This window comes from Bacillus lumedeiriae (genome assembly GCF_044891285.1).
In the GTDB taxonomy this organism is placed as follows: domain Bacteria; phylum Bacillota; class Bacilli; order Bacillales; family Domibacillaceae; genus Pseudobacillus; species Pseudobacillus lumedeiriae.
The window spans coordinates 223,190-237,218 of record NZ_JAUIYO010000001.1 but is presented as its reverse complement, the minus strand read 5'-3'; the positions used below and the strand labels follow the sequence as shown (position 1 = coordinate 237,218).

Below are 14,029 nucleotides of genomic sequence, written 5' to 3'. Positions count from 1 at the left end.
GTTAGCGGCTGTTTTTTCAAGAGCCATTTACATGAATGAAAAAGTGATGGAGCGGCTGTTTCTTTATGTAAAAAGTTGTAGAAAATAATGATGACGTTATAATAAAGAAAAACGAAACGATACAGTGATGAAAGCGAGTGATCCTATTGGATCTGTTATCTATTAAAAGTCCTGCTTTTTTAAAGAGCTTGACGATGGATGAGTTAAATGAATTAAGCGCGGACATTCGAAAGTTTTTAATTGAAAACTTATCGAGAACCGGTGGGCATATCGGACCTAACCTAGGGGTAGTGGAACTGACAATTGCCCTGCACCGTTGTTTTAATAGTCCGCAAGATAAAATTTTATGGGACGTTGGCCATCAGTCATATGTTCATAAAATCTTAACTGGACGAGCGGATCAATTCGAGACACTTCGCCAGTATAAAGGATTATGCGGTTTCCCTAAAATGGTGGAAAGTGAGCATGATGTGTGGGAAACAGGTCATAGCTCCACTTCTTTGTCAGCGGCGATGGGGATGGCCATTGCCAGAGACTTAAAGAAAGAGAATTCCCATATTGTGCCCGTCATTGGTGATGGAGCGTTAACAGGCGGGATGGCGCTTGAGGCACTGAATCACATTGGTGATGAAAAAAAGAATATGATCGTGATTTTAAATGATAATGAAATGTCTATTGCACCGAATGTCGGTGCCCTTCACAGTGTGCTTGGCCGCCTGCGTACGGCTGGCAAGTACAATTGGGTGAAAGATGAACTTGAAGGATTGTTAAAGAAAATTCCGGCCGTCGGCGGAAAAATGGCTCAAACGGCTGAGCGTCTAAAGGACAGTTTGAAATATTTATTTGTTTCTGGGATGTTTTTCGAGGAGCTCGGGTTCACGTATCTTGGTCCGATCGACGGTCATAATTATGAAGAGCTGTTTGAAAACTTGCAGTATGCTAAAAAAACAGAAGGTCCAGTGCTGCTGCACGTTTTAACGAAGAAGGGCAAAGGATATGGACCAGCTGAGCTTGACACGAAAGGCACATGGCATGGAACAGGTCCTTATAAAATCGATACGGGCGATTTAATTAAGCCGGTTGGACAACCGCCTGCCTGGAGTTCACTCGTCAGCGAGACCGTAAGAAAACTTGCTCGTACGGATGAGAGAATTGTGGCGATTACACCCGCGATGCCAGTCGGTTCTAAGCTATTAGGTTTTGCTGAAGAATTTCCTGACCGGATGTTTGATGTCGGCATTGCAGAACAGCATGCAGCAACGGTCGCTGCTGGACTTGCTACACAAGGAATGAAACCATTTCTTGCAATTTATTCTACTTTTCTACAACGGGCCTATGACCAGGTCGTCCATGATATTTGCCGTCCGAATTTAAATGTGTTTATCGGTATTGACCGGGCGGGTCTTGTCGGTGCAGATGGAGAGACCCATCAAGGTGTATTTGATATTGCCTTTTTGCGCCATGTACCGAATATGGTGCTCATGATGCCGAAAGATGAAAATGAAGGGCAGCATATGGTGAACACAGCTGTTCAATATAACGATGGGCCGATCGCCATGCGTTTTCCACGGGGAAATGGACTTGGTGTCGCGATGGACGAAGAGTTAAAGCAAATTCCGATCGGCTCATGGGAAGTGCTGCGGGAAGGAACAGATGCAGCGATCTTAACATTCGGAACAACGATCCCAATGGCGATGAAAGCGGCCGCACTTGCGGAGAAGCAAGGAATATCCGTCCAAGTAGTGAATGCCCGTTTTATCAAGCCGCTTGATGAAACGATGCTTATGCGTCTGTTTGAATCAGATATGCCGATTTTAACCATTGAAGAAGCCGTTTTAGAAGGCGGTTTTGGCAGTGCGGTACTTGAATTTGCTCACGACCGCGGTTTTTACGGTCATGTGATTGACCGCATGGGGATTCCTGATTGCTTTATTGAACATGGCAGCGTCAGTTCCTTGTTGGAAGAAATTGATTTAACAGAAGAAGCGGTTATTCGCAAGCTGTCGGCAATGACACCAAAAAAACAGAAAAGGGCGTAAGTATGAAAGCAAAGAAAGAACGTATTGACGTGCTGCTCGTAGAAAGAGGTCTCATTGAAACGAGGGAAAAAGCGAAACGTGCAGTGATGGCCGGTCTTGTCTATTCAAAGGAAGAGCGTCTTGAGAAGCCGGGAGAGAAAATTCCAGCAGACGCACCTTTACAAATAAAAGGGAATGTGCTTCCTTATGTGAGCCGGGGCGGCTTAAAACTAGAAAAAGCCTTAAAAGAATTTCAATTGGATGTTAAAGGGAAAATGATGCTCGATATTGGTTCATCTACGGGCGGATTTACGGACTGCGCTTTGCAAAATGGGGCCAAAATGTCTTATGCACTTGATGTTGGCTATAACCAACTGGCATGGAAGCTGCGCCAAGATGAACGGGTTGTCGTCATGGAGCGGACGAATTTTCGCTATGTCAAGCCCGAGGATTTGACAGAAGGAGCACCCCAGTTTGCAACCATTGATGTATCTTTTATTTCGCTTTCATTAATCCTTCCTGTTCTGAAAACATTGCTCGTACCGGGAAGCGACGTAATGGCACTGATTAAACCGCAATTTGAAGCGGGAAAAGAACAGGTTGGGAAAAAAGGCATTGTCAGGGATCCGGCGATTCACAAAGAAGTGATAGAGAAGATCATCAGTTTGGCACTTGAACTGGGCTATGATGTCAAAAATTTATCCTACTCACCGATTACCGGCGGCGATGGTAATATCGAATTCTTAATTCACTTAACTTGGCCGGAAGAAAGCACTGGAACCGGGGAGAACTTACTGGAGGTCTCTGTTGATTCTATTGTACAGGCGGCCCATCGTGAATTAAAACAAATGAAAAAACCAGAGTAACTGCGTAGGAAAACTGGCTGGGAGCTTCCAGCCAGTTTTTTATTGACATTCATTTTCGGACGATGTTCTCCTTCTATACATCAGAAGGTAAATAAGATAAAATATTGTATACTAAAGTATAATTATACGACACATGAGGTGAAGAATGATGAATAAAGGCCAACGTCATATAAAGATTAGAGAAATCATCGCTAATAACGAAATAGAAACACAAGATGAATTAGTGGACTACTTGAAAGATCTTGGCTATAACGTGACACAAGCAACCGTTTCCCGGGACATTAAAGAACTTCACTTAGTGAAGGTACCATTAATGGATGGGCGTTATAAATATAGCCTGCCTGCTGATCAGCGCTTTAACCCTTTGCAAAAATTGAAACGTTCGCTCGTGGATGCTTTTGTCAGCATCGATTCTGCGGGTCATTTTGTAGTGATGAAAACACTTCCAGGCAATGCTCAGGCAGTCGGTGCCCTCATCGATAATTTGGATTGGGAAGAGATTATGGGGACGATTTGTGGGGACGATACGTGTTTGATCATTTGTCGTGCGCCGGATCATACCGCTGTCATTTCAGAACGCTTTTTAGAAATGCTTTGATTTGAGGTGAATATACATTGCTGCAGGAACTGTCCATACGCAACTTTGCTATCATAGAAGAACTTCAAGTATCTTTTGAAAAAGGATTAACCGTGTTGACTGGTGAAACAGGTGCAGGGAAATCGATCATCATTGATGCCATTCATTTGCTTGTCGGCGGCCGCGGATCTTCCGAATTTGTTCGCCACGGTGAAAAAAAAGCCGAAATAGAAGGCATGTTTCAAGTAGAAAGCCGTCATCATCCATGTGTCAAAAAAGCGCAGGAGTTTGGAATTGATCTGGAAGAGGAAACAATTATCATCCGCCGAGAAATTTCGTCCAGTGGCAAAAGCGTCTGCCGGATTAATGGCAAGCTTGTAACGATCGCTATGTTAAGAGAAGTCGGTTCAACGCTTGTTGATATCCATGGTCAGCATGAGCACCAGGAATTGATGGATGCTAACCAGCATTTACGCTTGCTCGATCAATTTGGCGGTGCAGAAGTATTAGCTGCAAAAGAAAACTACGCAGAAGTTTATCAGCGGTATGAACAAACGGCCAAAGCACTTAGCCAATTAAGTGAAAATGAACAACAAATGGCTCACCGGCTAGATTTAATCCAATTTCAGCTGTCCGAAATTCAAAAAGCCGAATTGCGCTTACATGAAGATGAGGAACTGACCGAAGAAAGAAGAAAGCTTGGCAACTTCGAAAAATTGTATGAATCTGTTCAAAATGCGGCCAATGCATTACAGGGAGAAGGAAAAGGGCTAGATTGGCTTGGCCTTGCAATGACAAGCTTAGAAACGGCAGCCGAAATTGATGAAACGTATAAAGGAGTCTTCGAAACGGCAGCTGAAAGCTTTTATGCCCTTGAAGATGCAGCCCGGCACATCAGTTCGGAATTAGACAGTTTGGAATTTGATCCGAATCGGCTCAATCTGATTGAAACGCGATTAAATGAAATCAATCAGCTGAAACGAAAGTATGGGGAATCTATTGAAGAGATCATTGAATATGGGGCAGCGATCGAAGAAGAAATTGACACATTAACGAATCGGGAAACGCACATTGAAAAATTGTGCAAGGAACTCGCCTCTTATGAAAAAGATTTATTGCTTGAAGGGGAACAGCTTAGCCTTTTAAGAAAAAAGGCGGCCGAAAAGCTGACAGAAGCCATTCATCTTGAGCTCAAGCAATTGTATATGGATAAAACGGTTTTTGATATTCACTTTGAAACATCGATCGAAAAAGTGTCTGCTGGGCAAAAGCGATTTAAAAAAGAAGGGCTGGATGAAGTGGAATTTTATATTTCAACAAATCCAGGAGAACCGGTTAAACCTCTTTCTAAAGTGGCATCAGGTGGAGAAATGTCACGGATTATGCTGGCGATGAAGACCATTTTCTCCCAGCATCAAGGGATTACTTCCATTATCTTTGATGAAGTAGATACAGGAGTGAGCGGACGGGTAGCCCAAGCGATCGGTGAAAAAATTTATGAAGTTGCCGTTCATTCGCAAGTCCTTTGTATCTCTCATCTGCCGCAAGTAGCAGCCATAGCCGATACTCATTTATATATTTCAAAAGTGCTGGCAGACGGACGGACGAGAACGTTTGTGGAGCCGCTGGAGAATGAAGAGAAAGTCAGAGAAATTGGGCGTATGATTTCCGGAGTGGAAATGACCGATTTAACGAAACAGCATGCAAAAGAGCTGCTCGATTTGGCTGCGTCGTTAAAAAAGAAATAAAGAGACCATTTTTTCTGCATCCTTGCTCGCTTCTAAAAAAACAGAGATAAAAGAAAAGTCTAAATGATTTTAGGCAAAGGAGACCGAGAGAGATGTCCCTACAAGTGAGTGATTTTATTTTTAATCTTGGTATTGCAACTATTTTATCGATTGTCATCGGTTTGGAACGAGAAATTAAGAAAAAGCCTATTGGTTTAAAAACATGTGTCGTGATCGGGATTACTAGTTGTTTATTGACAGACGTGTCCATTGATGCCGCCAATCATTTTGCGATTCCTTATGAAAAGCCAATGGATCCCCTCAGGCTTGCCGCTCAAATTGTGTCGGGAATTGGTTTTTTAGGAGCTGGTGTTATTTTAAGGAGAAATAATGATATTATTTCTGGCCTGACAACGGCGGCTATCGTTTGGGGAGCAGGTGCAATCGGAATTGCCTGTGGTGCCGGCTTTTGGATGGAAGCGATCATTGCGACTTGTTTAATGATTATTAGTGTAGAATTATTCCCAATTATCTTTAAATGGATCGGCCCTAAATCTTTAACGGAAAAGCAATTAAAAGTAAGGATTATAGTAGATGACGCTGAAAAAATGACTGAAATTCTTAAGCATATGAAAAATACAGACATGAAAGCACATAAAGTTCGCATTAAAGATGTGCAAGAAGGAGCTTTGCAGCAAATGGATTTAATTGTTTTAGTCAACGAAAAGCGATATACGACCGATGTGTATTACCAATTAAAGCAAATCAAGCATGTAGTAAGCGTTGAAATGGAGGCTCTTTAAACAGCTTGATGGTGTTTAATAGTGCAATCTAAGGAGGTTGGCTCAAAAGAGTCTAACCTCTTTTTTATTGCTTTTGACTTTGTTAAAATTTCCTGTTGATCTGCGCTCCAATAAACAAGAAGGAAAAATCCGCCATAGTAATTAACAAAGTCTTATTTTTCATTATTGATTGTTATTCACATCCAACTGAGGGCAGCTTTTTTTGTAATAAATGATGAGCTTCAAGGAGAAAGTATACATACAGCCGGTAAGTCAGTTTTAGAAGCGAGGAGAGTGAATGGTTTGAACAAACGTAAATTCAGTATAGCCACTGGTGGAATTCTCCTTGTTTCCTTTGTAGTATGTTTAATCATCGGCTCTTTCATGAACCGCGCATATGCTGCGGACATGAATAATTTAGAAAAAGAAACACGATCGGCAATAGAAGAACAGGGATCGGACAATGTCAATGGAATTTTACAGCTGGCGGGTTTTTCAAAAGAAAATGAAAAAGCTGCAGCAGCCCGTGAAATTCGTGTCATTCCGGGAGGTCAGTCTATTGGTATTAAGTTAAACACGATGGGAGTCCTCGTTGTTGGCCACCATCTCGTCGATACAGTAGATGGCAAGCAGTCTCCAGGAGAGAAAGCAGGCATTCGAGTAGGCGATATTATTACGGAGATTAATGGGAAAAAAGTTGAAAAAATGCAGGAAATTCGTCCATTTGTTCAACAAGCTGGACAAGAAACGGAACCACTTAAAGTAACAATTTACAGAAATAAAAAAGTGATTCATGCAGCACTAAAGCCGATGAAAGATGAAAATGATCAGTCCTTTAAAATCGGCTTATATATTCGGGATTCCGCATCGGGCATCGGTACACTTACTTTTTTTGAGCCTAACTCAAAAAAATATGGTGCACTCGGCCATGTGATTGCTGATGCAGATACGAGAAAACCAATTATTATCGAGAATGGGGAAATTGTAAAATCAAAGGTAACATCAATCGAAAAAGGACGCAATGGAAATCCGGGTGAAAAGCTGGCTCAATTTTCAACAGATCAGAACAAGCTCGGCAATATAACGAGAAACAGTCCATATGGCGTATTTGGCCAGTTAAAACAGCCGCCTCCTAATGGATTAATAAAGGAATCTTATCCTGTTGCATTGTCGCATGAGGTAAAAGAAGGGCCGGCAAAAATCTTGACAGTTGTTAATGGAGAAAAAGTGGAATGGTATGATGTAGAAATTGTCAGCACAATTCCGCAAAAGTATCCAGGAACAAAAGGAATGGTATTAAAGGTAACGGATAAGGAGCTGCTTGATAAAACGGGGGGAATTGTTCAAGGGATGAGCGGCAGCCCGATCATTCAGAATGGGAAAGTGATTGGAGCTGTCACGCACGTATTTGTGAATGATCCGACTTCTGGTTATGGTGTGCACATTGAATGGATGCTTAATGAAGCAGGTATTTCGTTAACGAAATCTGAACAGAACGAGGCAAGCTGAACAAGCGGAGAAGTCCGCTTGTTTTTTTATATGATAATCGTAATGGTTATTTATTGTTTGCTGCTTTGTTAATTGGAGTGGAAAGCGAGTGCCCCCAGCGGAAATCAACAGAGGGAGTTGAACAAATCCTTATACATAAATGGAAGAAATTCGTCGAATATAAAAGAAGATCGACGAAAAATATATATATTATTAAAATTAAAAGGAAATCATAGCCCTTTGTCGAAAAAAACTAGTAGAATAAACATATAATCGAAAGTGAATGGTGGAAGGGGAAGTTAACGGTGAAAAAAATAAAAGTGGCTATTGTAGATGATAATCGAGACCTGGTTAATATGCTTGAGGAATATATTTCTTCACAAGAAGATATGGAAGTCGTAGGAAAGGCAAATAACGGACAAGATTGTTTACACATGCTTCCAGAGGCAAAACCAGATGTGTTAATTTTAGATATTATTATGCCTCATGTTGACGGATTAGCTGTGCTTGAAAAAATGAGAGAACTTGATCTTGCTCCAGTCCCGAATGTGATTATGCTTACAGCGTTTGGCCAGGAAGATGTGACGAAAAAAGCTGTGGAGCTTGGCGCTTCTTATTTTATGCTGAAGCCTTTCGATATCGAAAGCCTATTCAATCATATCCGCCAAGTGAGCGGCAAAGAAAGTTTCATCGTACCTCATTCTTCGCAAGAAATAACAAGACAGCCGGCTAAAAAAGCGGTAAATCTGGATGCCAGTATTACAAGTATTATTCATGAAATCGGTGTCCCGGCCCATATAAAAGGATATATGTACTTACGTGAAGCTATTTCTATGGTGTACAACGATATTGAATTACTGGGTTCCATTACGAAAGTATTGTATCCGGATATTGCTAAAAAATATAATACAACTGCCAGCCGCGTAGAACGGGCAATCCGCCATGCCATTGAAGTAGCGTGGAGCCGCGGGAATATTGACTCTATCTCCAGCTTGTTTGGTTATACGGTGTCTATGACAAAGGCGAAGCCGACGAATTCAGAATTCATTGCGATGGTGGCCGATAAACTTCGTCTTGAACATAAAGCGTCTTGATAGGACCGGACAGAGTGTTTCATGTTACTGGTAAATAAAGGGATATTTCACGTGTTTTTGCAAGGCAGCAGATACGAAAAAGGATGTGTTTTTTATGACCGCTATCTTTGCTCACCGCGGCTTCTCTGCAGCAGCCCCTGAAAATACAATGGCTGCCTTTCGAGCAGCGGAAGAAGCGGGAGCCGACGGCATTGAGTTGGATGTCCAGCTGACAAAAGATGGCCGTCTTGCTGTCATTCATGATGAGAAACTGAACCGTACGACAAATGGCCGGGGATATGTGAAAGACTGGGAATGGAAAGACTTATCTAAGCTGGAAGCGAAGTATAAGTTTCCAGAAGCAGCCCACGATACGGGCATTCCGTTATTAGAGGATGTATTTGAATGGATGAGGGAAAATGAGATCATTTGTAATATTGAGTTGAAAAACAATGAATTTCCCTACGCTGGCATGGAAGAAAAGGTGATTCGCCTCATTCATCAATACAATTATGAAAGTCGTGTCGTTATTTCTTCGTTTAATCATTATTCATTAACGTATGTGTATCGGCTCGCACCGGATTTAGAAACGGCTGCTCTTTATTCCTCGCACATCTATATGCCTTGGAAATACGCGGAAGCCATTCGTGCGGGAGCTATACACCCGCATATTCGCACAGTTAAAAGTGAAATGATCCATGCAGCTGTTGAGCACGGGATTCACATTCGCCCCTATACAGTGAATAAAGAAAAGCACATCCAATGGTTAATCAAAGAAGGGTGCTCAGCTCTTATTACAGATGACCCGAAACTCGCTATATCGATACGAGACAGCATACTGGATGTATAGAAAAGCGGAAGTGCCTGTTCTGCTCCGACAGGCAAATGTTCTTCGCTCAAAGAAGTCGTCCTTTGGCTTCATTGAACGAAGGTTATTTGACCGGAGGAGCAAGGCGCTGGAGCTGGACAAGAGAAAAGCGGAAGCGCCTTGCTCAGCCCCGACAAGCAAATGTTCTGTTCCCGAGGAAGTCGTCCTTTGACTTCATTGGGAAAAGGTTATTTGACCTCGAGGGGCTAGGCGCTGGAGCTGGACAAGAGAAAAGCGGAAGCGCCTTGCTCAGCCCCGATAAGCAAATGTTCTGTTCCCGAGGAAGTCGTCCTTTGACTTCATTGGGAAAAGGTTATTTGACCTCGAGGGGCTAGGCGCTGGAGCTGGACAAAAGAAAAGCAGAGCCGACTGCTGTTGGACGAAACGAGATAAATAAAAAGCTCCTTGTGCATGTCTGTCAAAAGACAGAAACGCACGAGGAGCTTTTATTTACGTTTAAATTTATCTTGTACTTTGTTGTTTTTTCGATCCCTGCGAAAGATAAAGCCAGCAACAAATCCCAGTCCGCCTATAAACAGAAAGAGACCCACAAGAAATTGCAGCCAGAGGAAAGGAAAAGGCGGCTGCAATATGCCAAAGAGCATATCTCTCATTAACTTTATGCCAAGGCCTGCTAAAAAGCCAGGAATCACTAAAACTAATAATGCGATCAGTCGGATCATTCCATTTTACTCCTTTGATTCTTACTCACAAAAATCATATCTTACCTGTAAAATTTGTCAAGCAAGAAGCATATGTATACAATAACAGTATGCAAAAAATTGCAGACTGAAAGCATGCGGGAGGGATTACATGCAAACAGCTTTAATTATTGGCGGTGGCCAAGGCGGGCTTTCAGTATTAAAAATATTAGAAAATAGCCAAATGATGAAGGTAACAGCTGTCATTGATGTGAATGAGCAGGCCCCTGCTATCCGTCTGGCAGAGGAACTGGGTATTCGTACAGGACAAGATTGGCGTGAATTTATGAAGGAGCGTCCGGATGTCGTGATCGAAGTAACTGGTGACCGCCGGGTGTTTAGCGAAATTCGGCAATGTCACCCCAATGAGATTGTGATCCCGGGGAGTTTTGCTCATTTGCTCGCACAGCTTCTTAAGCAACAAGAAGAGCTGATTACCCAATTGAAACATCAATCGTATCAATATGACGTAATGTTTGAATCCATAGATGAAGGAATGGTCGTCATTGATCGTTCAGAAAGAATTATTTTATTTAATAAAAGTGCGGAACGGATATTAGGCATTTTTAAAAAAGAAGCAATAGGAAAATCTATTACAGATGTTATTCCGAATAGCCGTCTGCCGCAAGTGTTAAAGCAGCAGCAGCCGGAAATCAACCAGGAGCATAAACTGACATCTAATGAGAAAATTATTACTTCCCGCTTTCCGATGCTTACTGAAGAAGGGGAAGTGATCGGTGCTTGTTCGATCTTTAAAGATATTACTAAAGTCGTTCATTTAGCGGAAGAAGTAACGAATTTGAAAGAGATTCAAACGATGTTGAAAGCCATTATTTTTTCAAGTGATGATGCGATTTCGGTCGTAGATGAAAAAGGAAGAGGCCTGTTAATTAATCCGGCTTACACAAGATTGACCGGGTTAAGTGAACGGGAAGTCATTGGGAAGCCCGCTACGATTGATATTTCTGAAGGGGAAAGTGTGCATTTGCAAGTGCTTGATAAGAGGCAGCCGGTGCGGGGGGTAAAAATGTATGTCGGTCCAAAGAGAAAAGAAGTTGTCGTTAACGTAGCGCCGATTATTGTAGATGATCAGTTAAAAGGCAGCGTGGGTGTCATTCATGATCTGACAGAAATTCAAACGTTAACGAAGCAGCTTGATCGGGCAAGGCAGATTATTCGTACACTAGAAGCAAAATATACGTTTGAAGAAATTATCGGTTCTTCTGAGGAAATGAAAATAGCTGTTGAACAAGCAAAGACAGGCGCAAATACACCTGCCACTGTCTTGCTGAGAGGGGAATCGGGAACAGGAAAAGAGCTGTTTGCCCATGCTATTCATAATGCTAGTACACGGCGCTATAATAAATTTATCCGTGTCAATTGCGCGGCATTAACGGAGTCGCTCCTCGAAAGCGAACTTTTTGGCTATGAAGAAGGCGCTTTTTCCGGTGCCCGGCGCGGCGGCAAAAGAGGGCTGTTTGAAGAGGCGAATAATGGAAGTATGTTTCTTGATGAAATTGGTGAATTAAGCGCCAATATGCAGGCAAAACTGTTACGTGTACTGCAGGAACATGAAATTGTCCGAGTAGGCGGCACAGCTTCGATTTCCGTGAATGTTCGTATTATTGCCGCGACTAATGTGGATTTGGAAAAAGCAATAGCAGAAGGAACGTTTCGCGAGGATTTGTACTATCGGCTGAACAGGATGCCTATACATATTCCTCCTCTTCGTCACCGAAAAACAGATATTCCTCTCTTATGTGATCGGCTGATCGCCAAAATTAATCAAGACTATGGACGAAATGTAAAAGGAGTAACTGCTGAAGCGCTGAACAAGCTGATGAATTATTCCTGGCCGGGAAACGTGCGGGAGCTGGAAAATGTATTAGGCAGAGCGATGATCTTTCTAAAATATAGCGATCATTGGATTGATGAGGCTGATTTGTCTTCTTTAACAGAAGAAAGAGAAGCTGTGCACACGGAGAAAGGAAGGACGGATGTCAGTCCTCGCCACGGCTGCTCACTTCAAGAAATAATGGACGGTTATGAAAAGGAGCTTCTTCAAAGCCGTCTGGTTCAAAATAATGGCAATAAAACGGCCACGGCTAAAGAGCTGAACATCTCCATTCGCAGCTTATATTACAAGTTGGAAAAGTATCATCTGCATTGAGATGCATGCAAAAAGATGCATGAATGCACATAACTGCAGGGACCGAGTGAAAAAAATGAAGCGTTTACTGCCATCTCCTCTTGGTATAATAATTGCATTATAAAAAAAGAACAGATATCATTAACTACTTAGAATGAGGGGGATTTATCTTGGAAATTTTTAAATATATGAAAATGTACGATTATGAACAATTAGTGTTCTGTCAAGATGAAACTTCAGGTTTGAAAGCGATTATTGCCATTCATGATACCACACTTGGTCCGGCGCTAGGCGGCACGAGAATGTGGACGTATGAATCAGAAGAGGAAGCGATTGAAGACGCCCTTCGTTTAGCGAGAGGCATGACATATAAAAATGCGGCAGCCGGGTTAAATTTAGGAGGCGGGAAAACGGTGATTATTGGTGATCCCCGCAAAGATAAAAATGAAGAAATGTTTCGGGCATTTGGCCGCTATATTCAAGGGCTGAATGGCCGCTATATTACAGCTGAAGATGTGGGCACGACAGTAGAAGATATGGATCTCATTCATGAAGAAACCGATTATGTTACGGGGATCTCTCCTGCCTTTGGATCTTCGGGCAATCCATCCCCAGTTACAGCATACGGATGCTTTGTCGGGATGAAGGCGGCCGCTAAAGAAGCATTTGGCACCGATTCTTTAGAAGGATTGACCGTATCTGTGCAGGGGGTAGGAAATGTTGCCTATCATTTATGCCGCCATCTCCATGAAGCAGGAGCGAACTTAATCGTTACAGATATTAACAAAGAAGCAGTCAAGAGGGCTGTCGATAATTTTGGGGCGAAAGCGGTGAATCCAGATGAAATTTATGGAGTTCAAGCCGATATTTTTGCACCATGTGCCCTTGGAGCAATCATCAATTCCACAACGATTCCTCAACTGAAAGTGAAGGTAGTAGCTGGATCTGCAAACAATCAATTGAGGGAAGAAAAACATGGAGATGATCTTCATGAACGCGGTATCGTTTATGCTCCTGACTATGTTATCAACGCTGGGGGAGTCATTAATGTGGCTGATGAGCTCAATGGTTATAACAGGGAACGTGCTATGAAAAAAGTAGAATTGATTTATAATAACATTGAAAAAACGATCGACATTTCCAAAAGAGACAACATCCCCACTTATAAAGCTGCTGACCGGATGGCAGAGGAGAGAATTCAAAAGATGAGCAGAGCGAGAAACCAGTTTCTATTGAATGGCCATCATACTTTGTCCCGGCGCAAAAATTAATAGAAAGCGGAGGTGCGGCCTTGCAGTCGACAGTATTCCGCATACTCGTTATGTATGTATCCGGAGAAGAAGTCATAGCGGGTGTGTTTGATAATCAAACAGCAGTGTTTGAGCAAACCTTACGTATGGAAAGGAAACCGCTATCCTATCAGCCGATCATACAAATGTGTACGAACGTACTAGCCTCACTTGATGAAGAAGGCATCAACGTCTGGAAGCTGCAGGCTGTTTGTGTACCCCACTCGATAGAAGGGGGGACAGGCGGACAAGAGGAAATGGAAAGGAATCAAGCAGCGATTAGATGCGGCATGGACATGGCCCGATGTATGTCAGATCGCTTAAATATCCCTGCTTATTTTGCAGTGCCCGGCTGTCTTTCAGAAGCAGATCATGAGCAGGCTGTTTATCCGGGAGACCCTAGCCTGCTTTATTTAGCAAAACAAGCCCTTTTCATGTTAGAGGATGATTATTAATATACTAGGTATAGGGCAGAGAGAAAGAGGAGGAGA

Annotated in this window: 11 protein-coding genes and 1 pseudogene; 11 read left to right on the top strand and 1 reads right to left on the bottom strand. The window is 42.5% G+C overall.

From position 1 onward, the window contains the following. Nucleotides 1-146 precede the first annotated feature (146 nt). The 8 genes and pseudogenes from dxs to QYG89_RS01205 all read left to right on the top strand — a co-directional run. Nucleotides 147-2,044: pseudogene (gene dxs / locus QYG89_RS01240) on the top strand (1-deoxy-D-xylulose-5-phosphate synthase); the annotation flags it as partial. After that, entirely contained in the window at nucleotides 2,042-2,884 is an 843-nt protein-coding gene (locus QYG89_RS01235) for a TlyA family RNA methyltransferase (protein ID WP_404314577.1), read from the top strand. The pseudogene dxs and the gene QYG89_RS01235, both read left to right, overlap by 3 nt. Before the next feature lie 148 nt (nucleotides 2,885-3,032). Then, nucleotides 3,033-3,482 (top strand): transcriptional regulator AhrC/ArgR, encoded by a 450-nt coding sequence (gene ahrC, locus QYG89_RS01230; RefSeq protein ID WP_404314575.1) that lies wholly within the window; start codon nucleotides 3,033-3,035, stop codon nucleotides 3,480-3,482. 17 nt (nucleotides 3,483-3,499) lie between these two features. Further along, nucleotides 3,500-5,209 (top strand): DNA repair protein RecN, encoded by a 1,710-nt coding sequence (recN, locus tag QYG89_RS01225; RefSeq protein WP_404313806.1) that lies wholly within the window; start codon nucleotides 3,500-3,502, stop codon nucleotides 5,207-5,209. Between the two features lie 92 nt (nucleotides 5,210-5,301). Next, entirely contained in the window at nucleotides 5,302-5,991 is a 690-nt protein-coding gene (locus tag QYG89_RS01220) for an MgtC/SapB family protein (protein ID WP_404313805.1), read from the top strand. A 282-nt stretch (nucleotides 5,992-6,273) separates the two neighbouring features. Continuing rightward, nucleotides 6,274-7,479, top strand: coding sequence for a SpoIVB peptidase (gene spoIVB / locus QYG89_RS01215; protein WP_404313804.1), 1,206 nt, complete (start codon nucleotides 6,274-6,276; stop codon nucleotides 7,477-7,479). Nucleotides 7,480-7,763: 284 nt separating this feature from the next. Next, the gene (spo0A, locus tag QYG89_RS01210) at nucleotides 7,764-8,552 is read left to right on the top strand and encodes a sporulation transcription factor Spo0A (protein ID WP_404313803.1); all 789 of its coding nucleotides are present in this window, start codon (nucleotides 7,764-7,766) and stop codon (nucleotides 8,550-8,552) included. A 94-nt stretch (nucleotides 8,553-8,646) separates the two neighbouring features. After that, on the top strand, nucleotides 8,647-9,381 hold the full coding sequence (locus QYG89_RS01205; RefSeq protein ID WP_404313802.1) for a glycerophosphodiester phosphodiesterase: 735 nt from the start codon (nucleotides 8,647-8,649) through the stop codon (nucleotides 9,379-9,381). A gap of 464 nt (nucleotides 9,382-9,845) precedes the next feature. Here QYG89_RS01205 and QYG89_RS01200 read toward each other — a convergent pair whose 3' ends face one another. Beyond that, nucleotides 9,846-10,082 carry a DUF2627 domain-containing protein gene (locus QYG89_RS01200; protein WP_404313801.1) on the bottom strand — a complete coding sequence of 79 codons (237 nt, stop codon included), beginning with the start codon at nucleotides 10,080-10,082 and terminating at the stop codon, nucleotides 9,846-9,848. 130 nt (nucleotides 10,083-10,212) lie between these two features. Here QYG89_RS01200 and QYG89_RS01195 point away from each other — a divergent pair, with 130 nt between their 5' ends. From QYG89_RS01195 to QYG89_RS01185, 3 genes are all read left to right on the top strand, one after another. Then, entirely contained in the window at nucleotides 10,213-12,270 is a 2,058-nt protein-coding gene (locus QYG89_RS01195; RefSeq protein ID WP_404313800.1) for a sigma 54-interacting transcriptional regulator, read from the top strand. Nucleotides 12,271-12,419: 149 nt separating this feature from the next. After that, nucleotides 12,420-13,520, top strand: coding sequence for a branched-chain amino acid dehydrogenase (gene bcd / locus QYG89_RS01190; protein ID WP_404313799.1), 1,101 nt, complete (start codon nucleotides 12,420-12,422; stop codon nucleotides 13,518-13,520). A 20-nt stretch (nucleotides 13,521-13,540) separates the two neighbouring features. Next, nucleotides 13,541-13,993, top strand: coding sequence for a hypothetical protein (locus QYG89_RS01185; protein ID WP_404313798.1), 453 nt, complete (start codon nucleotides 13,541-13,543; stop codon nucleotides 13,991-13,993). Nucleotides 13,994-14,029 lie beyond the last annotated feature (36 nt).

Excerpts from the sequence above, each read along its gene's own strand:
- QYG89_RS01220 (WP_404313805.1), top strand. The coding sequence starts at position 5,302 with ATGTCCCTACAAGTGAGTGATTTTATTTTTAATCTTGGTATTGCAACT.
- ahrC (WP_404314575.1), top strand. The coding sequence starts at position 3,033 with ATGAATAAAGGCCAACGTCATATAAAGATTAGAGAAATCATCGCTAAT.
- QYG89_RS01200 (WP_404313801.1), bottom strand. The coding sequence starts at position 10,082 with ATGATCCGACTGATCGCATTATTAGTTTTAGTGATTCCTGGCTTTTTA.
- QYG89_RS01205 (WP_404313802.1), top strand. The coding sequence starts at position 8,647 with ATGACCGCTATCTTTGCTCACCGCGGCTTCTCTGCAGCAGCCCCTGAA.
- QYG89_RS01235 (WP_404314577.1), top strand. The coding sequence starts at position 2,042 with ATGAAAGCAAAGAAAGAACGTATTGACGTGCTGCTCGTAGAAAGAGGT.
- QYG89_RS01195 (WP_404313800.1), top strand. The coding sequence starts at position 10,213 with ATGCAAACAGCTTTAATTATTGGCGGTGGCCAAGGCGGGCTTTCAGTA.